The sequence below is a fragment of the Mesorhizobium sp. f-mel genome, assembly GCF_053850215.1.
This window is the reverse complement of sequence record NZ_JBSPTO010000003.1, coordinates 120,135-145,997: the sequence shown is the minus strand read 5'-3', so window position 1 is coordinate 145,997 and position 25,863 is coordinate 120,135. Positions and strand designations below refer to the sequence as shown.

28 protein-coding genes and 1 pseudogene are annotated in these 25,863 nt (G+C 60.3%); 13 read left to right on the top strand and 16 right to left on the bottom strand.

Annotated features, from left to right (window positions below; genetic code table 11):
* Window positions 1–358: 358 nt before the first annotated feature.
* Window positions 359–838, top strand: a complete 480-nt coding sequence (locus tag ACWUKX_RS06900) for a phosphatidylglycerophosphatase A family protein (protein WP_456005161.1) — start codon at window positions 359–361, stop codon at window positions 836–838.
* An 80-nt stretch (window positions 839–918) separates the two neighbouring features.
* On the opposite strand, the gene ACWUKX_RS06895 is transcribed toward ACWUKX_RS06900, so the two are convergent.
* From ACWUKX_RS06895 to ACWUKX_RS06865, 7 genes are all read right to left on the bottom strand, one after another.
* A complete protein-coding gene (locus tag ACWUKX_RS06895; protein ID WP_456005158.1) occupies window positions 919–1,611 on the bottom strand; it encodes a class II aldolase/adducin family protein in 693 nt (230 codons plus the stop codon).
* A complete protein-coding gene (locus ACWUKX_RS06890) occupies window positions 1,608–3,068 on the bottom strand; it encodes an FGGY family carbohydrate kinase (RefSeq protein WP_456005155.1) in 1,461 nt (486 codons plus the stop codon). Before ACWUKX_RS06890 ends, ACWUKX_RS06895 begins: the two co-directional genes overlap by 4 nt.
* 4 nt (window positions 3,069–3,072) lie before the next feature.
* On the bottom strand, window positions 3,073–3,921 hold the full coding sequence (locus ACWUKX_RS06885) for a sugar phosphate isomerase/epimerase family protein (RefSeq protein WP_127209069.1): 849 nt from the start codon (window positions 3,919–3,921) through the stop codon (window positions 3,073–3,075).
* A 5-nt stretch (window positions 3,922–3,926) separates the two neighbouring features.
* Window positions 3,927–4,922 (bottom strand): ABC transporter permease, encoded by a 996-nt coding sequence (locus ACWUKX_RS06880; RefSeq protein ID WP_456005153.1) that lies wholly within the window; start codon window positions 4,920–4,922, stop codon window positions 3,927–3,929.
* Complete coding sequence (locus ACWUKX_RS06875) at window positions 4,919–5,920, bottom strand: ABC transporter permease (RefSeq protein WP_456005151.1); 1,002 nt, start codon at window positions 5,918–5,920, stop codon at window positions 4,919–4,921. Before ACWUKX_RS06875 ends, ACWUKX_RS06880 begins: the two co-directional genes overlap by 4 nt.
* Window positions 5,913–7,427: a sugar ABC transporter ATP-binding protein gene (locus ACWUKX_RS06870; RefSeq protein WP_456005149.1), complete on the bottom strand. Its 1,515-nt coding sequence runs from the start codon at window positions 7,425–7,427 to the stop codon at window positions 5,913–5,915. Before ACWUKX_RS06870 ends, ACWUKX_RS06875 begins: the two co-directional genes overlap by 8 nt.
* Window positions 7,428–7,515: 88 nt before the next feature.
* Window positions 7,516–8,505 carry a substrate-binding domain-containing protein gene (locus ACWUKX_RS06865; RefSeq protein ID WP_456005147.1) on the bottom strand — a complete coding sequence of 330 codons (990 nt, stop codon included), beginning with the start codon at window positions 8,503–8,505 and terminating at the stop codon, window positions 7,516–7,518.
* Between the two features lie 210 nt (window positions 8,506–8,715).
* Here ACWUKX_RS06865 and ACWUKX_RS06860 point away from each other — a divergent pair, with 210 nt between their 5' ends.
* Window positions 8,716–9,774 (top strand): LacI family DNA-binding transcriptional regulator, encoded by a 1,059-nt coding sequence (locus tag ACWUKX_RS06860; protein WP_287335315.1) that lies wholly within the window; start codon window positions 8,716–8,718, stop codon window positions 9,772–9,774.
* A 142-nt stretch (window positions 9,775–9,916) separates the two neighbouring features.
* Here ACWUKX_RS06860 and ACWUKX_RS06855 read toward each other — a convergent pair whose 3' ends face one another.
* On the bottom strand, window positions 9,917–10,561 hold the full coding sequence (locus ACWUKX_RS06855; protein WP_456005145.1) for a hypothetical protein: 645 nt from the start codon (window positions 10,559–10,561) through the stop codon (window positions 9,917–9,919).
* Between the two features lie 244 nt (window positions 10,562–10,805).
* Between ACWUKX_RS06855 and ACWUKX_RS06850 the strand changes: the two genes are divergently transcribed.
* On the top strand, window positions 10,806–12,281 hold the full coding sequence (locus tag ACWUKX_RS06850) for an FAD-dependent oxidoreductase (RefSeq protein ID WP_456005142.1): 1,476 nt from the start codon (window positions 10,806–10,808) through the stop codon (window positions 12,279–12,281).
* 27 nt (window positions 12,282–12,308) lie between these two features.
* Here the strand turns inward: ACWUKX_RS06850 and ACWUKX_RS06845 are convergent, their stop codons facing one another.
* From ACWUKX_RS06845 to ACWUKX_RS06830, 4 genes and pseudogenes are all read right to left on the bottom strand, one after another.
* A complete protein-coding gene (locus ACWUKX_RS06845) occupies window positions 12,309–12,773 on the bottom strand; it encodes a YbhB/YbcL family Raf kinase inhibitor-like protein (RefSeq protein WP_095519842.1) in 465 nt (154 codons plus the stop codon).
* A 55-nt stretch (window positions 12,774–12,828) separates the two neighbouring features.
* Window positions 12,829–13,265 (bottom strand): annotated as a pseudogene (locus tag ACWUKX_RS06840) (DUF2267 domain-containing protein).
* Window positions 13,266–13,424: 159 nt separating this feature from the next.
* A complete protein-coding gene (locus ACWUKX_RS06835; RefSeq protein WP_456005140.1) occupies window positions 13,425–14,834 on the bottom strand; it encodes a Do family serine endopeptidase in 1,410 nt (469 codons plus the stop codon).
* A gap of 63 nt (window positions 14,835–14,897) precedes the next feature.
* Window positions 14,898–15,104, bottom strand: a complete 207-nt coding sequence (locus ACWUKX_RS06830) for a sugar phosphorylase (protein ID WP_287098310.1) — start codon at window positions 15,102–15,104, stop codon at window positions 14,898–14,900.
* A 456-nt stretch (window positions 15,105–15,560) separates the two neighbouring features.
* Here ACWUKX_RS06830 and ACWUKX_RS06825 point away from each other — a divergent pair, with 456 nt between their 5' ends.
* Window positions 15,561–15,722 (top strand): hypothetical protein, encoded by a 162-nt coding sequence (locus ACWUKX_RS06825; protein WP_456005137.1) that lies wholly within the window; start codon window positions 15,561–15,563, stop codon window positions 15,720–15,722.
* A 207-nt stretch (window positions 15,723–15,929) separates the two neighbouring features.
* Here ACWUKX_RS06825 and ACWUKX_RS06820 read toward each other — a convergent pair whose 3' ends face one another.
* A complete protein-coding gene (locus ACWUKX_RS06820; RefSeq protein ID WP_095519845.1) occupies window positions 15,930–16,361 on the bottom strand; it encodes a hypothetical protein in 432 nt (143 codons plus the stop codon).
* A gap of 171 nt (window positions 16,362–16,532) precedes the next feature.
* On the opposite strand from ACWUKX_RS06820, the gene ACWUKX_RS06815 reads away from it, so the two are divergent.
* The 4 genes from ACWUKX_RS06815 to ACWUKX_RS06800 all read left to right on the top strand — a co-directional run bounded on the left by ACWUKX_RS06815 (window position 16,533) and on the right by ACWUKX_RS06800 (window position 19,083).
* Window positions 16,533–16,715, top strand: a complete 183-nt coding sequence (locus ACWUKX_RS06815) for a hypothetical protein (protein WP_456005134.1) — start codon at window positions 16,533–16,535, stop codon at window positions 16,713–16,715.
* Window positions 16,716–16,723: 8 nt separating this feature from the next.
* Window positions 16,724–16,945 (top strand): hypothetical protein, encoded by a 222-nt coding sequence (locus tag ACWUKX_RS06810; RefSeq protein ID WP_029356010.1) that lies wholly within the window; start codon window positions 16,724–16,726, stop codon window positions 16,943–16,945.
* Between the two features lie 355 nt (window positions 16,946–17,300).
* Window positions 17,301–17,465, top strand: a complete 165-nt coding sequence (locus ACWUKX_RS06805) for a DUF3309 family protein (RefSeq protein WP_065007862.1) — start codon at window positions 17,301–17,303, stop codon at window positions 17,463–17,465.
* 211 nt (window positions 17,466–17,676) lie between these two features.
* Window positions 17,677–19,083 (top strand): PAS domain S-box protein, encoded by a 1,407-nt coding sequence (locus tag ACWUKX_RS06800; protein ID WP_456005132.1) that lies wholly within the window; start codon window positions 17,677–17,679, stop codon window positions 19,081–19,083.
* Between the two features lie 53 nt (window positions 19,084–19,136).
* Here the strand turns inward: ACWUKX_RS06800 and ACWUKX_RS06795 are convergent, their stop codons facing one another.
* A complete protein-coding gene (locus tag ACWUKX_RS06795) occupies window positions 19,137–19,523 on the bottom strand; it encodes a hypothetical protein (RefSeq protein ID WP_456005130.1) in 387 nt (128 codons plus the stop codon).
* Between the two features lie 203 nt (window positions 19,524–19,726).
* Here ACWUKX_RS06795 and ACWUKX_RS06790 point away from each other — a divergent pair, with 203 nt between their 5' ends.
* Both ACWUKX_RS06790 and ACWUKX_RS06785 read left to right on the top strand, forming a co-directional pair.
* Window positions 19,727–19,966 carry a hypothetical protein gene (locus tag ACWUKX_RS06790; RefSeq protein WP_029356005.1) on the top strand — a complete coding sequence of 80 codons (240 nt, stop codon included), beginning with the start codon at window positions 19,727–19,729 and terminating at the stop codon, window positions 19,964–19,966.
* 212 nt (window positions 19,967–20,178) lie between these two features.
* The gene (locus tag ACWUKX_RS06785) at window positions 20,179–20,595 is read left to right on the top strand and encodes an HD domain-containing protein (RefSeq protein ID WP_456005128.1); all 417 of its coding nucleotides are present in this window, start codon (window positions 20,179–20,181) and stop codon (window positions 20,593–20,595) included.
* Between the two features lie 52 nt (window positions 20,596–20,647).
* On the opposite strand, the gene ACWUKX_RS06780 is transcribed toward ACWUKX_RS06785, so the two are convergent.
* Entirely contained in the window at window positions 20,648–21,058 is a 411-nt protein-coding gene (locus ACWUKX_RS06780; RefSeq protein ID WP_287335322.1) for a DUF427 domain-containing protein, read from the bottom strand.
* Between the two features lie 397 nt (window positions 21,059–21,455).
* On the opposite strand from ACWUKX_RS06780, the gene ACWUKX_RS06775 reads away from it, so the two are divergent.
* From ACWUKX_RS06775 to ACWUKX_RS06765, 3 genes are all read left to right on the top strand, one after another.
* Complete coding sequence (locus ACWUKX_RS06775; protein ID WP_456005125.1) at window positions 21,456–21,893, top strand: CBS domain-containing protein; 438 nt, start codon at window positions 21,456–21,458, stop codon at window positions 21,891–21,893.
* A gap of 471 nt (window positions 21,894–22,364) precedes the next feature.
* Entirely contained in the window at window positions 22,365–23,315 is a 951-nt protein-coding gene (locus ACWUKX_RS06770) for a 2-hydroxyacid dehydrogenase (RefSeq protein WP_456005123.1), read from the top strand.
* A 399-nt stretch (window positions 23,316–23,714) separates the two neighbouring features.
* Complete coding sequence (locus ACWUKX_RS06765; protein WP_456005120.1) at window positions 23,715–24,845, top strand: site-2 protease family protein; 1,131 nt, start codon at window positions 23,715–23,717, stop codon at window positions 24,843–24,845.
* 160 nt (window positions 24,846–25,005) lie between these two features.
* Here ACWUKX_RS06765 and ACWUKX_RS06760 read toward each other — a convergent pair whose 3' ends face one another.
* On the bottom strand, window positions 25,006–25,662 hold the full coding sequence (locus tag ACWUKX_RS06760) for a TerC family protein (RefSeq protein ID WP_029355996.1): 657 nt from the start codon (window positions 25,660–25,662) through the stop codon (window positions 25,006–25,008).
* Between the last annotated feature and the right edge of the window lie 201 nt (window positions 25,663–25,863).

The window sequence follows — 25,863 nt, the reverse complement described above, 5'->3', positions numbered from 1 at the left end:
GACTTGGCTCCTCTGATGATGTCGTTCCGCGAAGCTTAACCGGCAAATTGTGGGTTCGTTCCAGCCCGTCGGCGCCGACCGAGGTGGTCAGCGCGGCCGAGACCGGATCAGGCCCAGCTCAACCAGCAGCGTTTCTTTGGCGAATGCGGCCAATGGATTAAGGTAGCCAGAGAACTGTCAAGCTGTCGGCGAAACACAAAAACTCCGGTCGCTGCGATAACCGCCCGATGTTGTTCCGATATTTCTGCAATGTCCGTCGTGTCTGCCGCCGCACATCGACTTCAGTCTACCGGCAGTAACCCGAAAGATGTGACTATAATGCCTATTTACAATTCACGGGGAAGCCGTCCGAAACTCCATGCGTAAATTTCTGCCTAAGTTTGCTTACCTGCTCGCGACCTCTGCCGGCGCAGGATTCTCTCCGTTATGGCCGGGCACGGCCGGCGCGGGCGTCGGAGTGGCTCTTGCCGCGGTCCTGATACCTGCATCGCCTTGGCTGATCGTGCTCGCCTATATGGCCTTATTCGCCGTGGGAGTATGGGCGTCGTCGCATGTCGTCTCCCATACCGGGACGGAGGATCCGCAGATCGTCGTCATTGACGAGACCTTCGGCACCGCCGCAACACTTTCCATGCTGCCGCTCGACCCGGTCTGGTGGGCAGCAGGTTTCCTTGCCTTCCGGTTTTTCGATGTCGTCAAGCCTTGGCCCATCGGCGTCGTGCATGAGAAGGTAAGGGGTGGACTCGGCATCATGCTGGACGACGCGGCTGCGGCTGTCTTTGCCGGCGCGTTGCTGCTTTTGCTGAACGATTTGATTCAACGTGGGGGGACATCTTAGTCTTCTCCTGCCACTGTCGAGCTTATTGCGGCCCACCGGGAAAAACAGACCTCTCGCCACCAAAATCTGCCGGAGCAGCGCTAGACCGCAGCGTCGCGCGGCCGTGCCAAATCGTTCGTTCCCTCCGGATCCGGCGCTTGGCCATAGCTCATCTTCTTCATCTGCTCGATCACCCGCGCCATCTCCTCGTCGGAAAGGACGGGCGGCTCACCAAGTGTAAGCGCCTGGACATACATGCGCGAAAGGGTTTCGACCTCGTTCGCCAGCCACAACGCCGCTTCCATGGTCTTGCCAAGCGAGATTTGGCCGTGCTGGCCAAGCAGGCAGGCGTTGCGATCCTTGAGTGCAACCAAGGCATTGTCGGACAAGGCCTGCGTGCCAAAGGTTGCGTATTCCGCGCAGCGGATCGTCGTACCGCCAGCCACTCCTGTCATATAGTGGAAGCTCGGGATCGTCTTGTGATGGCAGGCCAGCGTCGTGGCGTAGAGCGAGTGGCAATGCAGCACGACGTTGATCTCCTGCCGCTCCCTCAAAATGTCACGGTGGAAGCGCCACTCCGAGGAGGGCCGTCGGCCGACATAGGTGCCGTCAAAGCCCATCTCGACGATGTCTTCGGGCCTCATCGTGTCGTAGGGGAGCGACGAGGGCGTGATCAGGAAACCGTCGCTGCAGCGCACCGACAGGTTGCCGGCATTGCCCTGGTTGATACCGCTGGAGTTCATCCGGCGGCAAACATCCACCATCTCGCGGCGCAGAGCGCTGTCATCGGTCATCGATTGTCCCTTTTGCTGGTCTTGCCCTGTTGCAAGTCGTTTCGCTTCGCCAGTTCGCGCCACCGCTGTGCATAGGCTGCGAGCGCGTTATGGTCGCCGGCAAAGGCAGTCGGCCGGCTGAGTGCGATGGGAGCCGGCGTGTCACGAGTTTCATGTTCGCCAAGTAACGCCGCACCCGAAGCGGTGCCATAGGAGTCGAGGTTGTAGACCGTTTCGGCGTTTGGCCGCAGCGCGGCAACCAACGTGGCGTAGAGCGGATCCCTCAGGAAGGTGCCATCCAATGCAACCAACCCGTCTTCGTTCAGCGCATCGATACATGCGGTCGTCAGCAGCGCGGCATAGAGCACTGCGAGCGCCTTGCGCTCAGCAGGGGTTTCTGCAGGCGGCCCTTCAAACCGGCCGCGCCCAGCGCTGCCGGGAAACAGGCCGTCATCGTCGCCGAACGACGGCAATGCGAAGGTGCCGCGCTCAATCAACAAGCTGACCAGCGCAGCGTCGGCCGCAGTTTCTTCTTGCCCCTGTCCTGCCACATGACTGAACTCTCGTCCGCCCATGGTCAAAACGCCGCCGACCGGGCCTCCCGTCACGTCGCTGTTCAGCACCATTCCGCGGTTTTCATCGAGTTGGTCGAGAGGTGTCGCTGCGCACATTCCGACAATCCAGGTTCCGGTAGAGATCACGCAGGCGTCGCGCATGCCTGCCGCCTGGTAGCGGTAGAGGTTCAGGCTGCTGTCGTGGCCGCCAGTCAGGACAGACAGCTTTTCCGGTATGCCGTGCCGGCGCGCCAGATCGTGCCGGATTGGCCCCAACGTCCCCCAGGCCGGATGGAATGGTGGCATGAGGCGCTGCCACCCCTGCCCCGCGACAATGGGCGACCACTGCTTGCGCACATTGTTCCATAGATGCGATTGCGCCGAGAGGATCGTCGTTTCGGCCGATGGCACGCCTGACAGCCGCCAGGCCCAATATTGCGGCAAGCCCAGATACCAGCGAGCCTGAGCGACGCGCTCCGGATCAACCTGCTGCATCCAGTACAGCTGGCGCGCCTGGTGGGCGGCCTTTAGCATGATCGCGCTGCCGCGATCGAAGAAATCGCCCGAAAGCGGCGCGTAGCCATCGCGAATTGCGGTTGGCAGATCCTGCTCGTAGTCAATCATCGGCAGGGCGGACGTCTCGTCGGGATCTGCGTTCACCAGAACTCCCGCGGAGCCATGTCCGGTGCCGACCACCTTTTCCAGCGGATGATGACGGCACAAACTGGCAAGCGAGCCGAACAGCCAGTCGCTAATGCCCTTGAGATCGTGCTGCCGCCAAGGTGGACCGGGCCGCACTTCGTTGTGGACAGAGAGGCTCTCCACGAGCACGCCGTCGAGCGTCATCGCGGAGAGCTTAATATTGGTCTTCCCGACATCGAAGACGGCGATCCTCGCGCCGTCCGCCTTCTGCCCCTCACCCATCGTGTCAGATCAAACCGTATTGGCGAGCCTTGTTGCGCAGGAACGGCAAGCCATTGCCCATCACCTCGGCCTCATCCTTCGCGACCGGGCGCCAGACCGAGAGACCGTAGGAGACTTCCGGCGGCATGTTGATGAAGCTTTCCATGGCAAGTCCGCCCTTGAAACCGATCGCCGCCAGCGTTGCGTAAATCTCGTCCCAGGGGCAGTTGCCAGTGCCTGGTGTGCCGCGATCGCTCTCGGACAAGTGGATGTACTTCAGGTGATCGCGGGCGGCCAGAATGCCATTGGCTGCCCCCTTCTCCTCGATGTTCATATGGTAGGTGTCGAGATGAACAAAGATGTTGTCGGCCCCGATTTTCTCGACCATCCAGACGGCCTGCGCGCCGGTGTTGATCAAATGGTTCTCGTAGCGGTTCACGGCCTCGATTCCGAGTTCGATGCCGCGCTTCTTGGCGTGCTTGGCGGCGACGGTCAGCACATGCGCGATGTTGTCGTATTCCTTTTCGGTCGGTGGCACGCCGGTGCGTTCGCCGATACCGCCGAAAATCACGCCGGAAAGCGCCAGCGCGCCCATTTCCGCCGTCTTGTCGATGGCCTCTTCGAGATGTTCGATGGCGGCATCCGGCCGCACCGAGGCCCAGGCGCGCTCCGGCAGGCCGAGCGAGCAAACGGCAGGAAGATTGTGCTTTTCGAGCAAGGCGCGTGTATGCGCGGCATCGACCGCCGGCGCGTTCAGAAGCGCGATCTCGATAAAGTCCATCCCGTATTTGACCGAAGCCGCGATCGCCTTCTCCGCGCCGGCCCGGTCCCAGTTCATCGTCCACATCGAGGTGTGGACCCCAAAACCATGCATCTAACTCATCCTCTGTTTGTGTTTAGGAATTTGAGGCGCCCGGCAAGCCAGCGCAGGATCATCACCGTGATCATCAAAATGCCCCAGACCGCCGTCGCAAGATGCTGGTTTGCGCCCATCAGATTGAGTCCCGAGGACAGAAGCTGGAGCACGACCAGCGCAACGAAGACCGGGATCACTCGACCGAAGCCGCCGAACGGATTGACGCCGCCGAGAAAGCAGGCAAGCACGGTGATCAGCAGGTAAGACTCGCCGTGGCCGACACGCACCGAATTGAAGCGCGCCAGCATGATGATGCCGGCAACCGCGCACATCGCGCCGGACAATGTGTAGACGAGAACCTGCACCTTGCGCGTATTGATACCGGAATAGCGCGTAGCCTCGATATTGGAGCCGATCATGTAGGTGTTGAAGCCTAGCTTCATGCGCGTCAGCAAGACATGCCAGATCAGCACGCAAGCGATGAAGATGAGCAACGGTACGGGGATGCCAAAGATCGAACCGTAGCCGATCGCCGCGAAGAAGCCGGGAATGCCGGACACGTCGCCGCCGCGCGTCAGGAATTCGCCGAGACCGCGCAGGAAGATCATCATCGACAGCGAGACCAGGATCGGGTGAGCCTTGGTGTAGGCGATGACGAGCCCCATGATCAGCCCACTCAGTGCTCCGACCGCGATGGCAAGGACCGAGCCAAGGACAAAGGCGCCGATGCCTGCTTCGACGCCTCCCTGGCTTTGCAGTACCCAAGCCAGCGTCAGGCCGGCCATGTTGGCCGTGAAGGTGATGGCCAGGTTCAAGCCGCCGGTCAGGATCGGCAGCAGCATGGCAAGCGTCAGGAGGCCGAGTTCCGGCAGCTGGAAGGCGACCGATCCAAAGGTGGCACGGGAAAAGAAGTTCGGCGCGGCAAAGCCGAACACGACCATAACCGCTACGAACGCGGCGAGCGGACCTGCCAGTTCGGGGCCGAGCGCGTTGCGGGCGCGTTCAATCAAAAGCGTCATGAAGGCACCCGCCGGCTTTTCAGGAACGGTAGCAGGCGTTCGATGCTGGTGTTCGACAGGGTGATGGCGGCAAGAATAATGGCGCCGACGATCATCTTGAACGCGAAAGGCGATACACCCATCAAATTGAGTCCGTTTTGGGTGATCGAGACCAACAGAACGCCCAGAATGCAGCCGAGCACGCTGCCTTTGCCGCCGCCGAGCCGCGCACCGCCAAGGACCACGGCTGCCAGGACGTCGAGTTCGCGACCATAAAGGGCGTTCGGCACCACTTCCTGCGCGTAATGCGCTTGCACGAGACCGGCGATGCCCGCCATCAGGCCCAGCCAGCCGAATGCAATAAACTGCATGGCACCAATATTGATGCCGAAGCGGCGCGCCCCCTCCGGATTGTCGCCAAATGCGTAGAGCTGGCGCCCAGTGGTGGTGCGCGTGATCAACGCCCAGGTCGCGAACACGCAGATAGCCATAATGAGCACAGGTAGGGTGATTTCCGCCCAGCTGCCGTCAGCCATCTCTCGCTCGAACAGCACGACACGGTTGGTGAGCCAGTCCGGAAGATTGTAGATCGACACGCCGCCTGTGAAGAACATCAGCAAGCCGAAGAAAATGTTGAAAGTCGAAATCGTGGCGACGATCGAAATGATTCTGAAGCTGTGGATCAGGAAGGCGTTGATGCAGCCCAACGCGACGCCCAATGCGCCAGCGATGATGACGCCGATAATCCAATTGCCGCCGCCGACCCAGCCGAGGACGGTCGCCGTCAGATATTGCACAACGGAGGCAGCAACCGCGAAGGAAATGTCAATGCCGCCGGCGACCAGCACGACGAGCAGGCCGACGGCGAAAATGATGTTGACCGAGCTGGTGTTCAGAAGGTCAAACGCGTTGCCGAGGGTGAAGAACCGGTCTGTCGCGAACGAAAGGAAGACGCAGATGATTGCGATTACGGCCAGCAAAGCCAGTTCCGTTGCGTGGGAGCGGACAAACCTACGCATAGACCGCCTCCTCGATCGCCTGGAGGGTGGTAGCGCCCGGTGCATATTCGCCGACAATGCGCCCCTGAGCCATGTGCAGCACACGGTCCGCGTTGAAATAGACTTCAGGCACCTCGTCCGAGATCAGGATAATGGCCAGGCCGCTGTCCGCCAGCTTGGAAACGATGTCGAAAATGCCGGCGCGCGCGCCGACATCTACGCCGACTGTCGGTGCGTCGAGGATAAGCAGCTTCGGATCGGTCGCCAGCCATTTTGCAATTGCGACACGTTGCTGATTTCCCCCTGACAGGGTCGAGATCGCGTCGTCCTGCTTTCCGATCCTGACGCCCAGATCCCTTATCCAGCGATTGACCAGAGATCGCTTGCGATCGCTCGAAATGAAACCGCTCGAAAGGATCTTGTCTAGCGAGGCGATGACCATGTTGTCGGCGATTGCCTGGGGCTGAATGAGGCCGAGCGACAGCCGGTCTTCCGAAAGATAGGCGACGCCGGCGGCGATCGCGTCACGGTTGGAACCGAAGCGAACGGGTTTGCCATCCAGGACGACAGAGCCCGATTTCGGCTTGCGCATGCCAAACAAAGTCAGCGCCAGCTCGGTGCGCCCTGCCCCGAGCAACCCGGTGATGCCGAGCGTCTCGCCGCGCCGGACCGCCAAGGACACATCCTGGAATTCGCCGGGCCGCGACAGTCCCTCGACCTCAAGCATGACCGGGCTCTTGCTCAAATCCCGATGCAGGACGGAATAGTCGAAGGTCTTGCCCGTCATCAGCTCGGTGATGCGCGATTGGGTCAGGCCCTTGGTTGGATAGACGCCTACCAGGGCGCCGTCGCGCAGCACGGTGACGCGGCTGGAGATTTCAAGAACCTCCGCCAACCGATGACTGACGAACACAACGGCGACGCCCGACGCCGACAGATTGCGCACAATGTCCAGCAGATAGTCGGTTTCGGATTGGGTGAGCGACGCCGTCGGCTCGTCCATGAAGACGAGCTTCGCCTCGCCGACGAGGGCGCGCGCGATTGCTACGATCTGCCGCTGTGCGATGGGAAAATGGTGGAGTGCTAAATCGACATCGAGGGTAACACCAAGACGTTGCAGGGCGTTGGTCGCGACACGGCGCATTTCGGCATAGTTCACCAGCCGCGGCCAGCGGCCGATGACAGTCTGGAACGCGATGTTCTCGGCGACAGTCATCTCGGGAAACAGGGCGAGGTCCTGCCAAATGACCTGAATCCCGCCGGCCTGCGCCGTAACTGGCGACATATGTGAGTAGCTCTGGCCATCATAGTCGATCACGGCGCCCGCCTCGGGCTTGTACACGCCCGTAATAACCTTGATCAGCGTGCTCTTGCCGGAGCCGTTCTCGCCGGCGAGGCAATGCACCTCGCCCGGCAGCACCTCAAAGCTGACATTCTTCAGCGCCTTCACGCCGCCGAACGTCATGTTGATGTTGCGGAGCGACAGCAACGGCCGTGATGTGGCGCCATCGAGTGCCTGATCAGCCATCGAGTTGAAACCCTGGATTCAATCCCGTTTGCAATCCTACAGCCGGGCCGGCTCGAGGCCAGCCCGGCTGCCGTAGCCTTGGGAGGCTCTACAGGCCCATCGCCGCGAGATCGTCGACAGTATCCTTGTTGATTGGGACCAGCTGATCGACGATGATGTTACGGTTTTCAAAGTCGGGCTTGACTGTCCCTAGCCCTTCGATCGTATCGCCGTCCTTGATCTCGTTGCCCTTCATGAGATGGTCGGCCAGCGTGACGAAGACCTCGCCCGCCTGCTTCGGATTCCACATGAAGCCGCCGGAGATCGCGTCGTTCTTGATGAGCTTCTGGCCCTGGCCTGGCGAGAATGGGCCGAGCACGAATATTTCCCCCACCTTCCGCCGCTCTTCGATTGCGCGGCCAGCGCCGATCGGGCCTTGGCTGCCGAAGGCCAGAAAGCCCTTTAAGCCGGGATTCGCGGAAATCAGGTCAAGCGCAGTGCTGCGGCTTTTGTCCACATCCTCGGCGACACCATAACGTTCGCCGACAAGCTTCATGTCGGGATAGTTCTTCTTCAGATACTCGATTGCCGCATCGGCCCAGGCATTGTGCAGCGGCACCGTCAGCGAGCCGACGAACACTGCATACTCACCCTTGCCGCCCATCTTCTCCGCCAGGAGCTTGGCGTGAGCTTCGCCGAAACCGGTCGCGGATGCGAGTTCGAAGTCCCAATCGGCGCCCTTCTGGCCAGGCGATTCATGCGTGATGACGATGATGCCGGCGTCCTTGGCCTTCTGCAGCACTGGTTCAAGCACTTTGGCATCGTTCGGCACCACACCGATGACCTTGACCCCCTGTGCGATCAGATCCTCGATGGCGCGAACTTGCAGTGCCGGATCGGCGCTGGTTGGGCCAACCATGAACGCGTCGACGCCGAGCTTCTGGCCGCGCTCCTTGATACCGGCCTCCATAGCGTTGAACCACGGAATGCCGCCGATCTTTACGACGACGCCGACCTTGCCGGCCTGCTGTGCCATCGCAGCCAACGATCCGCCAAGCAAAAGGGTCGCGGCAAGCGCCGCGATCATGAGCTTTTTCATCTGTACTCCTCCCATAACGTTCCTAGTGGGAACACACTCGAGCCGTCGAATGACGGCGGCCGTTAGAAACCTCCCCGAAAAACACGGGCAGTTCCCCGTCGATTATCCACCGGTTTCCGCTTGCACAATCGATGGTGCAGGAACTATTATGCATCGAGAAGCTCTCGTCAAGCGGGATATTTGCTCTAAAAAGACGCGCGGGAGGGCCAGATGGATCAGCGGGTCAAGAAAAAGGCGACGATCTATGACCTGTCCGTGCTATCGGGCAGTTCGCCGTCGACCGTGAGCGCCGTGCTGAACGGCACTTGGCGCAAGCGCCGCATCAAGGAAACTACGGCGCAAACAATTCTCGGCCTCGCCGAACTCCACCAGTACACCACCAATCTGCAGGCACGGGGTTTGCGACGCTCGCGATCGGGCCTGGTCGGCCTGATGCTGCCCGTCCACGACAACCGCTACTTCTCCTCCATGGCACAGACGTTTGAGGGGCATGTGCGCAGCCGCGGTCAATGCCCGGTCGTGGTTAGCGCCAGCCGCGACCCGGAAGAGGAACGGCGGACCGCGGAGACGCTGATCTCCTATTCAATCGACCAGCTCTTCATCGTCGGCGCCACCGATCCGGACGGCGTGCACGAGGTGTGCGAACCGGCGGGGCTGAGGCATATCAACATCGACCTGCCGGGAGCGAAGGCGCACTCGGTGATCAGCGACAATTATGAGGGCGCGCGGATGCTGACGGAGGCAATCATCCGCCGCTTCGGCAACGACGATCCTCTGCGGCCGGACGAGCTGTTTCTGTTTGGCGGCCGCAACGACCATGCGAGCCGCGAACGCATCGCCGCTTTCCATGCGACCAAGAAAGCACTGCTGGGCGCCGACCCTGACGACGGTGTGAAGTCCTCCGGGTATTCGCCCGATATAACTTTGCGTGCCTTCGAGGCGTTTTACCAACGCCATGGTAAGCTGCCGCGCGCGCTGTTCATCAATTCGTCGATCAATATGGAAGGTCTGCTGCGTTTCATGGCGGGCCGGCCGGCAGAAATGTTCAGCGAGCTCGTCGTCGGTTGCTACGACTATGACCCATTCGGCTCCTTCCTGCCCTTCCCCGTAATCATGGTGCGGCAGAACGTTGAGGCGATGATCACGAAGGCATTCGAGCTGATGGATGAACCGCCGACGGCACCGCAGACCTTCCTGATTGCGCCAGAGTTGATCCAGCCCAGGTCTGCACTGAAAGGGCCGCTGGACACTCTGAAGGACATAGCCTGAGGGTGAGTCGGCGCTATAGCCCGCCCCCACCTTGAGATTCTATGGTCCATCGTGCGACCTCACGAGAGTGTCGCCGTCCTCACCGTGAGCCAACAGGGTGGGCGGCGCGTAGTCCCCTGTAAAAAGGTCTATAGCACCGAGCTTAGAAGCGATAACGGATTCCAAGAGTGTTCGCATTAGAACCCTCTTTCATATCGCCAATTGTGCCGTCGGCGCCGGATCTATGGTGGAGTTGGTAGACGAGTTCGACATTGGGAGCTTGCCTGACTCTGAAAGAAAGCTCCGCACCAACGAAGCCGAGGAATGATGCATCGCCATCGTAGCGGATTTCGCGATTGCGCTCGATCTCGGTAGGGCCTGTAACGGCACTGAATCCAGCTGTCAGTGCAGGCGCAATCGCCAAATCACCAATGACAAGGCCCTGGTGGCGAAGTCGCGCTCCGGCCCAAAGTTCGCCAGACGTATCGTCGTCCTGGCCAAATCTTATGGCCGCGCCGGTGACGCCACCAAGAACGAAACCAGCGCCTATATCGACGAGATCGCGACCGTATGCAGCTCCGATTATATAGTTGTCCGTGTAGTCGGCACCAAAAACATTGATCGTGCCCCCGAAGGCCCCGCTCGCAAACACGCCACCAAAGACATAAACATCATTCTTGGTCGGCAGACCGTCTGTGAAAGGGTCTTGGGTCGCAAAATAAATAAAGGGAGAATTGTCATCGGCGAGTCCAGAACTGACTGAAGTGCTCAAGATCACCGCAGCCAGGGCCGCTTGCAGTGCGTGCATAGACAAGCTCCGAATCAATCCATGCCATTGTTCGCAATTGCACAGGGGAAAACAAGGTACGAATTGGCTTGTCGCCAGAATACTGGATGCGGATCATCCTATGTCTCGAACTCTTCTTTGGGCTCTGCCAAGCGGCTTGCGACACCTGCCTCAGGTAACCCGATGGTGCGCGCCGTAAATCCGGGAACGTTTTCGCGTCGGCGCGGGTTGTGGAGATGCCTCGAACGCATGGGACGCCGGTAAAATGGCCATTCTTTCAGGAAAGCCGGGAAGCTGTTGGGTGGCGGCAGCCCCCGCTACGAATTATCCCCCGCTCGAGGGCTCGATCCATGCGGAGGCCGTTGTCGTGGGCGCCGGGATTGTCGGGCTCACGACGGCGCTTCGCCTTTGCGAGGCCGGTCGGTCGGTGATCGTCATCGAAGGCCTGCGGACAGGCGGCCAGGTGACCGGCCGCTCGACGGCCAAGATCACGACCCAGCACGCGCTGATCTACCACCATCTCATCGACACCTTCGGCCGGGACCTGGCGCGAGCCTATGCCGATGCGAATTCCGCCGGCGCTGTCCAGATCCGGGAATGGGTTCGCAACTATGGCATTCCCTGCGATCTCGAGGCCAAAGACGCCTATACCTACACCTGCGATGCAAGCCGGCGCGCGGAGATCGTGGCCGAGGCAGAGGCCGCGCGGCAAGTTGGGCTGAACGCCGATTGTCTCGAGCGCGCGCCGCTCCCTTTCGAAACGGCCGCCGCTCTGCGTTTTTCAGACCAGGCGCAGTTCAATCCGGCGATGTATCTGGTTGGCCTGGCTCAAGCGGTGACGGCCCGTGGCGGACGGATTTTCGAAAACAGCCGCGCGATCTCGATCGGCGAGGCAAGCCGCTGGCGCGTCGTCACCGACAGCGGCACCGTTCACGCCGAGCATGTGATCGTCGCCACCAACATGACGGTGAAGAGTCCCGTCGGTATGGCGAACCGGACCCAGCCGCGCTGCCACACTGCCATGGCGTTCCGGATCGATGACCCTCTTGCTGTCGACGGCATGTTCATCGGCATCGACGATCCAACGCATTCCATCCGCACCGGCCGCGATGCCGAAGGCCCGCTTTTGGTCGCGCTCGGCCCCAAATTCGACACGGGCCAGGACGGCGACGTGGCGAAACGGTTCGTCGAGCTGGAACAATGGGCAAGAATGAGCCTTCCAGTTGGGGACGTTGCGTGGCGCTGGTGTAACGAGGACTATGATACGGCCGATAGAGTTCCATATGCCGGCGAACCCGATCCGGACAATGCCTCCGGTTTTCATATTGCCACGGGATTCAACGCCTGGGGCATCACCAATGGAACGGCCGCAGGCACGATGATCGCGGATTTGATCTGCGCTCGGCCGAGCCCATGGCAAAAGCTCTATGATCCGGCGCGGTCTTATCCCGAGGACTTTCATAGGAATGGCCGCAGCCAATCGATTGTCTCAAGCGTCGACGACATAGCGCCCGGCATGGGCGGTGTGATCGTCAGGGGTGACGAAAAGATCGCGGCGTGGAGAGACACTGAAGGAGTACTCCACCCCGTTTCGGCGACCTGCACCCACAAGGGCTGCACCGTGACCTGGAACAACGCGGACAACACCTGGGATTGTCCTTGTCATGGCTCGATTTTCGCCGCCGACGGCACGGTCATCCACGGCCCGGCTCGAAAACCGCTTGCCCCGGCCGCGCTGTAAAAAAGGCGGCGACTGACACGGCCGACGTTACCGAGCGTAGGTTCCGACCAGCTCAGTCTGCTCCAGCGCATGCTTCTGGGCTTCCTTCCAGACAGACTGCACGCCCGCCTGTCCCGGCACACTGAGGCTCGGCACATCGAGCGCGGCCAGCCGGAAATGATAATGATGGACGCCATGTCCCACCGGCGGCTGTGGGCCGTCGTAATAGGCATTGCCGAAATCGTTGGTGCCTTGCCGAAGTGCCGACGGACCTGGCTTGCCATCTTGCGCCTCGGCTAGCTCGCTGGCATCGGGCGGGATATTGAACACCGCCCAGTGCCCGAAGGTCCCGCTCGGCGCGTCGGGATCCTGCACGACAAGAACAAGGCTCTTCGCACCATCCGGAACCCCGGACCACTTCAGCGGCGGCGAGACGTTCTGGCCGTCACGGGTATACCTTTCAGGGATTTTCCCGCCCGCCGGAAACGCAGGGCTGATAAGGGTGAGTGGCATTTCCATTTCCCCAAAGAAGCGTTACGGCCGAGACCATCGAGGTCTGGGCGCCATTTCACGCCGCTTGCTGAGCTTCCGCGGCGCGCCTGATTTCTGCCGGCAAGGATTCCCAAACCTTGGTCATCTGCCCCTCTTCACGTGGTGAGCGAGCACTTTGGATACGACCCTGAATGCATCGTTGGAATCGACCGGCCGGATGAATTCCAGCTCCGCCTTGATTTTGGCGAGAAACTCATCGAGCGACCGCAACTTCTCGGGCGTCTTGGAAGGCTGATATTGGTCGTAATAGGCGCCGCGCACCAGGATCGGCAGCTGCGAGCCGAGGTGGGCTGCAAGATCCGGCTGCATGCGGTCTCGCAGCGCGTGCAGCACCGCTCCAAGAACATGCCATGCGATCTGCCGATCCGGTCCCATCTCGGCCATGATCTCGTCGAGCCAGATGTTTGTGGTCTGCAGCGTCTTGTCGAATACGTCGAGTCCGGTGGGGCTCATCGAAGCCTCCTGTTCAACGGTTTGAATGACTCATCAGACGAAACGACCGTGGGTCGGCTGTTGTTCCCGTCCCCCCAAGCTTAAAGGCCGTCTCTCGCGAAGGCGTGTGATCCATCCGGCCAAGCTTTCGCTACATGTGTTTCCGCCAAGATTGCCCCGTCAAGATTTGGCCATGGCGACGGCAACGAAAAGCGATTGTCCTTGCCTGTTGATGCGGAACAATATGGGCCTGTTCTGTTGGCGCGATTTCGCCCACTCCTCTTGGATGTCTGACGGCTGCGTCACATTCCGGTTGTTGGCCGAGACGATCACATCGCCAGGCTGAATGCCGTTTTCGGCGGCGAGGCCGTTGGGGGCCACTTCTTGCACGAATATGCCCGTAATGTCCGGCTGGAGTCCGAGCTGCTGGCGCGCCTCATCCGGAATTGGGCTGAGCGACAAACCAAGACGTGTGTCGGCCGTTTCCGACTTTGGAACGGCGCCGGTCTGTTGCTCCTCATCGTTGCGCTGTCCGATGGTCAGAGCTATTTCCTGTTGGCTGCCTCCACGATTTCTTGTCAGCGTCGTTTTTGTTCCCGGCGTTTGGCTCGCAGCCGCGAGCGTCAAATCGTGGACGTTCTGGATGTCCTTGCCGTTAAAGCGTGTAATCACGTCTCCTGCCTGTATGCCTGCCTGCTCCGCCGGACTGCCGGGTTCGACCGAAGCGACCAGCGCTCCCTTGCTGTCGGGTATTCCAAGCGCCTCAGCAATCGACGGCGTGATCTCCTGGAGACGTACTCCGATGAAACCGCGCTCGATCCGGCCGGTGCGGATCAACTGGTCGACGATGTTGCGGGCGGTGCGGGATGGTACCGCAAAGCCAATCCCTATGCTGCCACCTGTGGGAGATACGATGGCCGTGTTGACCCCGATCACTTCGCCGCGCGCATTGAACAGCGGGCCGCCGGAATTGCCGCGATTGATTGAGGCGTCGGTCTGGAGAAAGTCGTCGTATGGACCGGCATTGATGTCGCGCGAACGGGCCGAAAGCACGCCGACGGTGACGGTCCCACCGAGCCCGAACGGACTGCCGATGGCGATCGTCCATGCGCCGGGTTGTACTGCATCTGAGTCACCCCAGGCTGTCGTTGTCATGTTGGGCCGTGGGTCGATCTTCAGCACCGCGAGGTCGGTTGCCGCATCGCGGCCGACGAGCCGCGCAGGCAGCGTCTGCTTGTCGGAGAAAACGACATGGATTTCGCCTGCATCGGCAACGACATGGTTGTTGGTGACGATGTACCCATCGGGGCTGATCACAAAGCCGGAGCCAAGTGCCTCTCGCACCCGCGGTTGAGCCGGTCCTCCCAGGCCGCGGCCATAGAAAGGACTAAGAAGGTCGTTCAACGTCGCCTGGTCTTGGATAATCTGTCGGGTGGTTATTGCGACCACGGCCGGAATTTTCTCGCGCACGATTGCCGTGAAGTCGTTCGGGATTTCCTGGGCTGCGAGCGGAGCAAAGCCGCCGGCCGAGAGCATCAGAATTCCGGCGATCAGGCAGGCGCAAAGTCTTTTGTTCAAAACCGGAAACATGGTCTGCGACTCCTCCAGCGTTCAGTGACCAAGCATGCGACGGCTCCAGCATGAGCCAGCGGTTCACCAGCGGATTACGACAACCTTGTCGCTCCCGTTGGCGAGTTCGACAGCTTCGGTGCCGTCCGGCTTGCGGCTTTCGATCCGGGCACTTTCTACTGTTTCTATGCCAGCAATGTTGGCCGCAAAGGCCTCGTCAATCTCGGCGGCACAGACCAAAGTATCCGGCGGCAGATCCTTCACTTGGTCCATCAACTCGCGAAGCTTCATGGCGAACCTCCTTGGCACAGGCCCGATTCTTCCGACCGCACATTCCAACCATGTCCCTCCAGAAAAGTTCCCTGACGAGATTGCGGGAATCTCACAGATGATCTCTGCGCAAGGGTCTCTCGTAGAGCCCGAGAGAACGGTCTTTGAATAACCACGGAATAACCACGACCGGCCCCGGAATTCATCGGAACTTCCAGCTCGCAATCCGGCGGGCGGGGATCTGCCGTTACGCTCGGCCGCGATGTATCGGGCATGGTGGAGCCGTGCGGCACGCGGGCGCATACTTTGAAGAAGGCGGTCCGATGTTTGCCATGCTTGGCAATGACCGCGGCGGTAACGCCGAATACGTCGTGGTCAAGGCGACGGAAGCGGCAGCAAAACCGAAACGTCTAAGCCATGTGGAAGCCGCCGCCGTGCCGCTTGCCGGCATTACAGCATGGCAGGGCCTTTTCGACCATGGTGGACCCTCAAGGGCAGCGGGTTCTCATCCATGGCGGCGCCGGCGATGTCGGGCATCAGGCGGCCAAGGCTGCGGGCGCATTTGTCGTGACGACTGTTGCTGCCGAGGATTTCGATTTCGCCCGCGAGGATGCACATGTGGTGGCATGGATCGTATAAGCGCGGGCTGTGTTCACTTAAGAGGGCGCTCGAATTGCTTCTCTATAAGGTCGCCGACAAAGAGCCCGACCGGGCGAGCATGAAATCTTCACCCGGCCGCTCTGAAAGCACGGCATTCGCTCCACGATCCACTGCGTTGCCGGCGACGCTACCAGCATTTGGCGGACGAGAACGATGAAGACTTGTCGTCACCGTTCTGCGCTGGCCTCAATGCACAAACCTTGCCCTCAGCCAAGCCAGAAGTCTGTTGCCGGTAATTGTCCGGCGAACCCTGGCCGCAGCCCATCGCGCTTGCATCGTAGCACCGACGTGGCAGTGACAGACGATGTTGTGCAACTGCCAGTCACTCAGCTCGAAGAAGCGCTTTGCCTCACCGTAGGTGTCATCTTTCAGACCCATGGCGCGCAGCACCGGATCCTCATAGGCAACGGTGATCGGCGACCCCGCGCCACGCGCTACGGCACGGGCTTCAGGACTAAGATATTCGGTGCCTGAAAGCGCTCCGAGGCAACGCCGTGGATTTTGCTCGAGAAGCTTTGCCCAACGCTCGATCCGTTGCGTCCGAGACATGGTCGGGTATGTCGCCGAGGGCTCAACTGTTGCAATTGTCTGCAGTTGCTCGAGTGTTTGGTGTTTCATGGTCGGCTCCTTTCAATAGGTCGAAGCGCCCACGCCCTCACAGAAGATTATTGCGCTGCGACGCGCCGACAAGGCCGGAATTGGCGATGTTAGGAGTTTGCCCCTCGCATGGGTTCTTATCAGGAACCTTCTCGGGGGCCTGCTTGTTTTGGCTAGTGAAAGGAGAGCGTGATGAGCACAAAACCACCACCCGTTCCGGCAGAGAACAAGAGCCCTAAGGGTCCGGGCGATAAGAAGTCGATTCCCGTCGACCAAACGCAGCGCGGCCATTCCGCCCCAGATCCCGACAAACAGGGCCAGCAGGGCAACACTAGGGTCAATACGACCCATCAAGGCTACCAGCAGGACCGTTAGGTGATTTCATGTCTACGTCGAAGAAGACCCGCGCCAGCATCCGCCATGGCGGTCCTGGCGCATCGCACGAGAATGCCAAGAAGCCGCTGGTGATAGAAAAGCCGCCAGCCGATTCCGATCAGCGCAGCCGCAGCAAGATCTCAGGCGGTGGAGGCGAACGCGACAGCCACCATACTCATGACTCGGAAAAGAAGGGCGGCGGCACCCGACCGGCACACCAAGCAAGGTGAATGGTTATTCACGTCCCGGCGAACCCTGCGGCCTAGCACCTCGCATTTCTACTGAAAAGGCGAGGTGCCAAACATCATCAACCGGCTGACTGTGAGCGCCGCCTCGGCAGGCCCGCGTGAGGCAGCCTTGCTGTTATTGCCCCCTCCAGGCGGTCCGAGGCAGAAAAAGCCTGTCGCCCGCTGGCTCCCGGCCGGCGGGCTTTCTCGTCAGCCTACCGGCTTTTTCCCGCTAGACGAGCGTCACGATGCTACTTCCGGTGGAACAGGAAGCCCCTTCTGGGAGTTCATACCGTCATCAACAGGCGCATGGACGTGCCCTTGTATGGCGCGGCAGCGCAAGAATGGGAGAACCACCATGACCCTCGGCACCATACTCATCATCATTTTGATCCTTGTCTTGCTTGGCGGGTTCAGCGGTCTGGGTGGCGGGCCGTTCTACGGCACCGGCTATTATGGTGGCGGCGGGCTTGGTCTCGTGCTGCTCATAGTCATTATCCTGGTCCTTCTCGGACGCATTTAGTGCCCGCACGATCAGTCCCGACAACTTGGCCGGGTGATCCTGTGTCGGGTAGTCCGGAACGGGTAGTGGGTCAGTTTGAAATGCAAACTGACCCACTACCCCGGAACGGCGTGGCTGGCGGCAAAACGGGAGACGTGATAATCGCAAAGGGGAACCGAAATCGCTCAAGTGCATTATAGCCGCTCAGAAATCCACGAGAATGGCGCCATAAGTGAACTTCGTTGAACAAGCCGATGTCGGCCTCGGAGTTCCGGGCATCCCCTCTGCCGATCTGATGCAGGCACTGCCGGTCGCCGTGTACACCGTGGACGAACGCGGGCGCATCACCTTCTTCAACGAAGCCGCAGCTGAGCTCTGGGGCCATCGTCCCGTTATCGGTCGGGACCTATGGTGCGGTTCGTGGAAGCTTCGTCATCTCGACGGACGGAATATGGCGCATGGCGAGTGTCCGATGGCTGTGGCGCTGCGCGAAGGACGGGATGTCTCATGGGATCAGGCGATTGCGGAGCGGCCGGATGGCGAACTTGTCCCGTTCAGGGCTCACCCACGCCTGCTTCGCGACGAAGCGGGTCATGTTGTCGGAGCCATCAACACGCTGCTCGACCTGCGCACCCAGACGCTGGGCGATGAAGCCCGCATGCGTCTTGCCGCCATTGTCGAGTCGTCGATGGACGCCATCGTGTCGAAGGACATGAATGGCATCATCACCAGTTGGAACGATGCTGCAGAGCGCTTGTTCGGCTACACGCCTGCCGAGGCGGTCGGCCGGCCGGTGACGATGCTCATTCCGCCCGACCGTCTCGACGAGGAAGTCTCGATCATCAGCCGCATCCGCGCCGGCGAACGCGTCCCCTCCTATGAGACGTTGCGCCTGCGCAAGGACGGCACGCTCGTTTCGGTCTCGCTCACCGTCTCGCCGATCCGCGACGGGATCGGGCGGGTCGTCGGCGCCTCCAAGATCGCGCGCGACATCAGTTCTCACAAGGAGAACGAGCGACGCATCCGTCTGCTCATGCGCGAGGTCAATCATCGGGTGAAGAATCAATTTTCGGTCATCATCTCGATGATCCGCGAGACCAGCAGGCTGACGAGCACACCTGAGGCTTTCCTCGGGCAGGTTCGGGAGCGCATCATGGCGCTTTCGGAATCCCACGATCTCCTGGTCAATGCCGAGTGGCGCGGGGCGACCGTCGGGGAGCTCATCCAGGCACAGCTCAAGGCTTTTGCAGCGCAGTCCCGCGTGTCGATGGCCGGGCCAATGGTGATACTACAGCCGAACGCCGTCCAGTATCTCGGTATCGCCTTCCACGAACTCGCCACCAATTCGGCAAAACATGGAGCGCTGTCCTGTAGCGGCGGACGCGTCGAAATCGATTGGAATGTGATCCCTGCCGGTGACGGCGCCGACACTTTTCGACTGGTCTGGCATGAGTTGGACGGGCCGATCCTGGACGCTGTCAGGCGGCGCGGCTTCGGAGTGGTCGTTCTCGAGCGGGTGGCGCCGCAGGCACTCAGCGGCAGCGGGCGGCTGGAATTCCACGAGCAAGGCGTCACCTGGACGCTCGAGGCGCCGCTACCCTTCGTCCAGACGTCTGTTGCGGATAACGCGGCCGTTTGAAAGCGCCCGTGAAGCTGAACCTTCCCCTCCGACCGACTGTGCTGACGCCGGACCTATTGCGTTCGGTCCGGCTGGCGATGATAGAGCGAAACAGTCCTGTCCTCCAGAACATCGAAGCCGCCGCTGCCAGGCAGAGCATCGCAATTCACTGAGTGCCGATGGACGTTATGTGATTCAAGAACTGTGAGGCTGTCGAATTCCATGGCCGCCCCGCAGAACTGGGCCGCTTGCAGTACCAGGCATTCGATGTCTTCAAGGGCGACGTTTTCTGCGAGGTTTCGCAGCCGCACGGCCTCGGCCACCGCGGTCACATTGACCATTCCCTTATAGCGGGCGGCTGCCCTGACTTGCAGGTTAACGTCTTGACACAAATGAGCCGAGTAACCGTATCTCATGGAAAACCCTCTTTCAGGAGCGGTTTGTCCCTCGTTGGTAAGCATGCGCCATAACGATCCGAATGGCAACGGGATCAAGAAAATTATATCGTCAAATCAATAAGTTAGCATATGGCACGGACTGTGCAGTCGACGCCTCACAGTCACTGTCAGCCTTGCACGCCGACAGCGTATGAACCGGCCTTGACGGGCGATGAGACTCTTCCTAATTCTTAGACAATTACTAACTTTGAGCGGCTGGAGGCAAAATGGCCGACCTGGAAAGACCCGAACGACTGCAGATCATGCTAACTGCTGACGAATTGGCTGCATTGGAAAACTGGCGCTTCGAAAGGCGCATGCCAAGCCGGTCGGCGGCGGTGAGAGAGTTGCTGCGGCGCGGTCTCCATGCAGACGGATTTTTGACGGCAGCACAAGGTGCCAAGTCACAGGATTTTGGGATTCTGCCCAGTTCCGGGATTGTCGATGGACCGTCCGACGGCGGCTAGCCATCTCGAACTGTCCCTCAAGGCTAGCAACCTATACCGGTGTTTCCTTTCGACGTGCCGGAGCCTTGCCCGCGCTCTGGAACCTCAGGCAATCGTCGCGCGTTCGGTGACACGGGGCTACGGTACCACACCCTTCTTGAGGCACGTTGTGTAGTTGTGTACCGGAGCAAAGGCCGGTTGCATCAATACACAGGCCAGCAAGGATCGAAGCAGTGAGCGTGCTCTACCGCGCGGCAAAAATCGCCGAACAAGCTCATGCCGGGCAGATGGACAAGACCGGACGGCCCTATATCGAACATTGCCGCCGGGTCGTTGACGCCGTCGAAACGCTCGATCAGAAGGCCGTTGCCTATCTTCACGACGTTCTAGAGAAAAGCGACGGTTGGGACCGCGATCGGCTCGAGGCGGCTGGTTTTGGAACATCCATCGTATCGGCAGTCGATGCCATGACACGCAGGCCGGACGAGGACGACCTCACTTTCGTGCGCAGAGCAGCATCCAACCCATTGGCGCTGCCGGTCAAGCGCGCAGATCTCGCTGACAATCTGTGGCAGGCACGGCAGATTGGCGCGCCGACGTCGAAGTACGAAGACGGACTGCGGGCCCTCGACGAAAAATTCTCCCAATGAGGGAAAGATTGCCGCCTTTGACGTGACCGCCGATGTGGAAATTCAAGCGCTTCTACTCGGGGATGTGAGGCGTATGTCGCTTGTCCTCGGCAGGATCGGCATCGATCCGCGCCTTGTCGGAATCGAAGGCACCATGGCGGGCGATGGCCAATGCCGGGGTGTCGGGCGTCTCGTAGGCCCACATGAAGTCGTCAGCCGCTCCGCCGACCGCGTGAACCCGCCAGTAACTTGCTGTGCCCTTCAGCGGGGAGCGCGTTGTGGTGTTCGTCTTCTCCAGAAGCTCGAAATAGATATCCTCGAAAGGGATATAGAAAACGGGATCATGTCCTTCTTCGTGAAGCACTTTTGCCCGCTCGGTTGAGGCAACGATCGCGTCGGAGAACCTGACCGTCACGGTTCCATTGAAAGGGGTGACTGTAAGCGCGCCGGGGTGGCGGGCGGAATTTGCGGCTGAGGGCTGCATTCGACTTCTCCGTTGGCTGCGCTGTCTCACTGAAACGTAGCACCGCCCATCAGGGTTCCAGGTCGGCCAGGCATCGGCGCCTCAACAAAATGCAATCGGTGCCTATCCCGAGTTCCGTCGCTCGGGCAGCGATGGCCGCCTCGATGCCTTTGCCGCGACGGAAAACGTGCTGCTATCGCTGCAGTACGGCAATAGGCGCACTGGAGCGCGCGAACATGGGTGCGGCTTCGCGTCAAAGCGCTACCGCAAGCCTCCCGCAACGCAGGCTTTCTCAGCCCTGCCAGCTGAAACCCTGTGCGGGCAATCCACTTTCAAGGGAACGCTACCGCCGAAACTTCGTTCATCGGTCACCAATACCGTATCGGCGGCGGGGCTTCGCAAATGAAGGGAGATGGCCATGAAAGTCGGCAACTGCATGACGAGGAATGTCCAGGTCGCGAACCCCGAACAGTCCGTTCGCGAAGTAGCGCAGATCATGGGCAAGCTTGACGCCGGAGTGATGCCCGTGGGCGACCACGACCGGCTGGTCGGGATGATCACCGATCGTGATATCGCGATCCGCGGCGTAGCATTGGGTATGGGACCTGACACCAAGGTGCGTGATGTCATGACCCCGGAGGTCAAATACTGCTTCGATGACGAAGACGTCGAGCATGTGCTTGAGAACATGGGCGACCTGCAGGTGCGTCGGCTTCCGGTTCTGAACCGCGAAAAGAGGCTCGTCGGGATCATCTCTCTTGGCGATCTTGCGACGAACGGCGAAGCGGCAGAAGCGGGAGATGCTTTAAGCGACATCTCGAAGCCGGGCGGCGAGCACTCGCAAACTGCTCACTGACTGACGCGGCGACACGTTTAGCGCGAGGTCGACATATATCTTGTTCCGCGGAGCGTCGGCTAACGCTGGCGCCCCGCCCGGCGGGTATATGGTCTTCGGCCAGGAACATCCATGGATGACGATCCGATTCCGAAGCAACGGGCCTTAGCGCCGAAAACCCGCAAGCGTCCGGCGTCCTGCGCAGCGTGAGCGTTACGAGGACGCTTTCGAGCTCCGAGGAAAGTTGCCAGACTACTTCATTGACTCGACCTTCTACGGAGCCGCGATGCTCGCGGAACTCGGTCGCCTTGACGAGGCGCGACAATGGGCCGAGCGGGCTGGTGCAAGGCTTCCCCAGCACCCTGGAGGCGCATTGCACCCTACCGCAGCCCGGCGGGCCAGCAGCATTTCGCCGATTCGTTGAGCACGGCCGGTGTGCTAGGATAGGCGGGAATATGCATCCGATCATTGCCTGTATCTTGGAGGTGCAAAGTGTCCGGCCAACCCATTACCGTTCTGATGGTCAATGAGTATCCTGACTACATCGACGCCGAAGTGTGGGCTGCTGAGCTGAAGAAGCGTGTGCCGCAGCTGGAGTTCAGGCTTTGGCCAGACGTCGGGAACAAAGGTGACATAGATATAGCGCTGATCGACAAGGGCGCCAGTCCTGGCTTTTTCGACGCGATGACAGGACTGCGCGCGGTCGTCTATTTGGGGGCAGGTGTCGACGGTATTGATCTCCAAAGCTTTCCCAAGAGTGTTCCGCTCATTAGGCTCGCAACGCGTGAGCAGGCTTCGGAAGTGGTGCAGTACATCGTCCTTCGCGTTCTCTGCCAGCAACGGCATGTTGCGGAGTACCTGAGTCAGCAAGCCCGCAAGATTTGGAAACCGATCGCGCCGCGGAAGGTCTCCGAGACAAGAATTGTTGTGCTGGGTGCGGGCCGGATCGGTGGATGGGCCGCAAAGCTGTTTGCGGACCTGGGCTATGACACTGCTGTCTGGTCTCGTCACCAGAAGACGCTTCCTGGCATACAGAGTTACTTTGGCCGTGCCCAGCTTGCGGACGCACTCACACTCCGGGACTACGTTATCTGTTCACTTCCCCTGACTGGTGACACTCGTGGGATACTGAACTCCAGTGCCTTTGGAAAAATGAAGCAAGGTGCCTACCTCGTGAATGTCGCCAGGGGCGCGCATGTCAAGGAAGCCGACCTGATCCGCGCTCTCGACGAAGATCAGCTTTCTGGTGCTTGCCTTGACGTGTTTCAGCGTGAACCGCTGGAGGCCTCATCGCCACTGTGGAATCATCCCAAGGTGACCATCACACCCCATGTGGCGAGCTTCTGGGTGGATTCTGGAATCGACCAGGCCGCCGATCTCTGCGGTCAAGTCGCAAGAGGAGAGCCTCTGTCCAACAAGATCGACCTCGAACTGGGTTACTGACTCGAGGTAAGGGCCTCACCCCGAGACGCGCAGAGCGGAGTGACCAGCCCCCACCGAGTGGTCCAGGGAGAATGTTAGTGTGGCCTTGGCTGCTGCGCCAAGGCAGCATGGCCGGCGGAGTCGGTTGGGCCCGCAAGCGGGCTTCCTAGCAGGTCGAAGTTCAAACGTCGAAGTTCAAACCATGACGGCGTTCAAACCATGACGGCGCAAGAAGTTCACCGGGATGTCGTGTCGTGATAAACTCTCCTTGCGACGGGACCGCGACACTAAGGCGGAGCATCTCGCGGCCCGGTGGGTCTTAGTCGCAGACGATGAGCTTGAGCGCCAGATGTTCTCGGATCATTGCAAGCGTCCTGCCAAAGCTCATGGTGAAGGTGGGGCCTCTCGGAGTGGACAGATTTGGGTTGGTCGCTGAACCTCGGGACGATCGCCGGCACCACCGTGCGCGTTCACTTTACCTTCCTGCTTCTGCTCGTCTGGATTTGGCTGACGCACTATCGGATTGGCGGCACGCCAGCGGCTTGGGAAGGCGTTGCCTTCATCATTGCCGTCTTTGCGTGCGTGGTCCTGCATGAGTTCGGCCATATCGCCGCCGCACGGTATTTCGGCATCGGCACGCCGGACATCACACTTTTGCCGATCGGCGGCGTGGCCAGGCTGGAACGCATGCCCGAAGAGCCGGGACAGGAGTTCGTGATCGCGGTCGCGGGGCCGCTGGTCAATGTCGCGATCGCCGCGCTGATCTTCGCCTTGCTAGGTGGGTCGGCGGGTGTCGAACAGATGGCCGGGATCGAGGATCCGCGCATGAATTTTCTCGCCAGGCTTGCCGGGGTCAATGTCTTCTTGGTCCTTTTCAACATGATCCCGGCCTTCCCGATGGATGGCGGCCGTATCCTGCGCGCAGCCCTCGCCGCCCGCCTTTCCTGGTCGCGCGCGACCCAGATCGCCGCCACGATCGGGCAAGGATTGGCCTTCGTCTTCGGTTTCGTTGGGCTGTTCTACAACCCGCTGCTGATCTTCATCGGCATCTTCGTCTATCTCGCCGCGGCAGCAGAAGCCCAGAACGCACAGATCCGCGAGGTTGCCACAAGCGTCTTGGTCGGTGACGTGATGATTACCGAGTTCGCCCGGCTGGAACGGTCGGCGACGCTCGACGAGGCAATCGAGATGCTGCTCGCGACCACGCAGCACGACTTCCCTGTCACCGACACCGCCGGCCATCTTAAGGGATTGGTGACACGCAACGACATGATCCGGACATTGAAAGAAAAGGGGCCTGCTGAACCGGTCGCGAGCGCAATGCGGAGCGATATCCCGAAAATACATTACCGCAAAAGTCTCGAGGAAAGCCTGCGGCTCATGCAGCAGGCAGATGTGCCTGCTGTCGCCGTCGTGGACAGTTCCGATCGGCTGGTCGGGCTCATGACACACGAAACCATAGGCGAGATGCTTATGGTCCGCTCGGCGGTTTCAGATGCCTTCCGATTTGGTCGTTTGCGTGGGGGCAACCCGCGACTCACACGGATCTGAGCAGGAGGATATTCTTTTTACCGCCTGATAGAGTGAGTGCGCTCTAAATGGTGAGGAAGCGAGCCGAGGCAGGATAATTGCGCCGACACGGGCCATTCGCCTTGCCTGGGAGCAGAACCGGCCGGAACGACGTCGTTCCGGCCGGCCTATCTTCTGTGTCTCAAGCGCCCGCGACGTGAGGCAGAAGTTCAAGCGCACCGCGATAGATCATGTCGCCAGCTACGTAGAGGATGACCACTAGGCCGACATAGGCAATCCAACGGTGCTTCTGAAGCAGATTGGCGATGAGGTTTGCAGCAATGCCCATCAGCGCGACGGAGAGGACAAGGCCGAAGATCAATACGTTCGGATGTTCGCGCGCGGCTCCCGCTACCGCCAGAACATTGTCGAGCGACATCGAGACGTCGGCGATGATGATCTGCCAGGTTGCCTGCGCCAGGGTCTTGCGTGGAGCTTTGCCAGCTATGATGCCGTCGTAGTCGACGTCACTTTCCGAAAGAGCTTCGATCGCCTGTGTTTCCTGCGCATGGTTTTGCCGGAGTTCGCGCCACATCTTCCAGCACACCCACAACAGCAATATACCGCCAGCCAACAGCAACCCGACGATCTGCAGGAGTTGAGTTGTCGCGGCCGCAAAGCCGATGCGCAGAACGGCCGCTGCGATTATACCAACGACGATTGCGTTTCTGCGCTGCTCTTTGGGTAGTCCGGCCGCGGCAAGGCCGATAACGATGGCGTTGTCACCGGCCAGCACCAGGTCGATCATGATGACCTGCAACAGAGCGGTCATTGCTTCAGGACTAAAAAATTCTGTCATACGGCACCCTTGCGTTCAGCTAGGGGTGACGCGGCTTGCGAGCATAACCGTAGAGCAACGCGGACACCGCGTATGACAAGAGAAATGCCGCTACAGCTGAAGAAATCTCAAAGCCAGGCCACCCGGATTGAATTCCAGTCCGACATCACAGTCCTGATGGACTGCCAGAGGGGCCCGGCCTGGTAGCACCTAGCTATTGCC

Coding starts and splice junctions, on each gene's coding strand:
- ACWUKX_RS06900 (WP_456005161.1), top strand. CDS start 359: ATGCGTAAATTTCTGCCTAAGTTTGCTTACCTGCTCGCGACCTCTGCC.
- ACWUKX_RS06895 (WP_456005158.1), bottom strand. CDS start 1,611: ATGACCGATGACAGCGCTCTGCGCCGCGAGATGGTGGATGTTTGCCGC.
- ACWUKX_RS06890 (WP_456005155.1), bottom strand. CDS start 3,068: ATGGGTGAGGGGCAGAAGGCGGACGGCGCGAGGATCGCCGTCTTCGAT.
- ACWUKX_RS06885 (WP_127209069.1), bottom strand. CDS start 3,921: ATGCATGGTTTTGGGGTCCACACCTCGATGTGGACGATGAACTGGGAC.
- ACWUKX_RS06880 (WP_456005153.1), bottom strand. CDS start 4,922: ATGACGCTTTTGATTGAACGCGCCCGCAACGCGCTCGGCCCCGAACTG.
- ACWUKX_RS06875 (WP_456005151.1), bottom strand. CDS start 5,920: ATGCGTAGGTTTGTCCGCTCCCACGCAACGGAACTGGCTTTGCTGGCC.
- ACWUKX_RS06870 (WP_456005149.1), bottom strand. CDS start 7,427: ATGGCTGATCAGGCACTCGATGGCGCCACATCACGGCCGTTGCTGTCG.
- ACWUKX_RS06865 (WP_456005147.1), bottom strand. CDS start 8,505: ATGAAAAAGCTCATGATCGCGGCGCTTGCCGCGACCCTTTTGCTTGGC.
- ACWUKX_RS06860 (WP_287335315.1), top strand. CDS start 8,716: ATGGATCAGCGGGTCAAGAAAAAGGCGACGATCTATGACCTGTCCGTG.
- ACWUKX_RS06855 (WP_456005145.1), bottom strand. CDS start 10,561: ATGCACGCACTGCAAGCGGCCCTGGCTGCGGTGATCTTGAGCACTTCA.
- ACWUKX_RS06850 (WP_456005142.1), top strand. CDS start 10,806: ATGGCCATTCTTTCAGGAAAGCCGGGAAGCTGTTGGGTGGCGGCAGCC.
- ACWUKX_RS06845 (WP_095519842.1), bottom strand. CDS start 12,773: ATGCCACTCACCCTTATCAGCCCTGCGTTTCCGGCGGGCGGGAAAATC.
- ACWUKX_RS06835 (WP_456005140.1), bottom strand. CDS start 14,834: ATGTTTCCGGTTTTGAACAAAAGACTTTGCGCCTGCCTGATCGCCGGA.
- ACWUKX_RS06830 (WP_287098310.1), bottom strand. CDS start 15,104: ATGAAGCTTCGCGAGTTGATGGACCAAGTGAAGGATCTGCCGCCGGAT.
- ACWUKX_RS06825 (WP_456005137.1), top strand. CDS start 15,561: ATGGTGGACCCTCAAGGGCAGCGGGTTCTCATCCATGGCGGCGCCGGC.
- ACWUKX_RS06820 (WP_095519845.1), bottom strand. CDS start 16,361: ATGAAACACCAAACACTCGAGCAACTGCAGACAATTGCAACAGTTGAG.
- ACWUKX_RS06815 (WP_456005134.1), top strand. CDS start 16,533: ATGAGCACAAAACCACCACCCGTTCCGGCAGAGAACAAGAGCCCTAAG.
- ACWUKX_RS06810 (WP_029356010.1), top strand. CDS start 16,724: ATGTCTACGTCGAAGAAGACCCGCGCCAGCATCCGCCATGGCGGTCCT.
- ACWUKX_RS06805 (WP_065007862.1), top strand. CDS start 17,301: ATGACCCTCGGCACCATACTCATCATCATTTTGATCCTTGTCTTGCTT.
- ACWUKX_RS06795 (WP_456005130.1), bottom strand. CDS start 19,523: ATGCTTACCAACGAGGGACAAACCGCTCCTGAAAGAGGGTTTTCCATG.
- ACWUKX_RS06790 (WP_029356005.1), top strand. CDS start 19,727: ATGGCCGACCTGGAAAGACCCGAACGACTGCAGATCATGCTAACTGCT.
- ACWUKX_RS06780 (WP_287335322.1), bottom strand. CDS start 21,058: ATGCAGCCCTCAGCCGCAAATTCCGCCCGCCACCCCGGCGCGCTTACA.
- ACWUKX_RS06775 (WP_456005125.1), top strand. CDS start 21,456: ATGAAAGTCGGCAACTGCATGACGAGGAATGTCCAGGTCGCGAACCCC.
- ACWUKX_RS06760 (WP_029355996.1), bottom strand. CDS start 25,662: ATGACAGAATTTTTTAGTCCTGAAGCAATGACCGCTCTGTTGCAGGTC.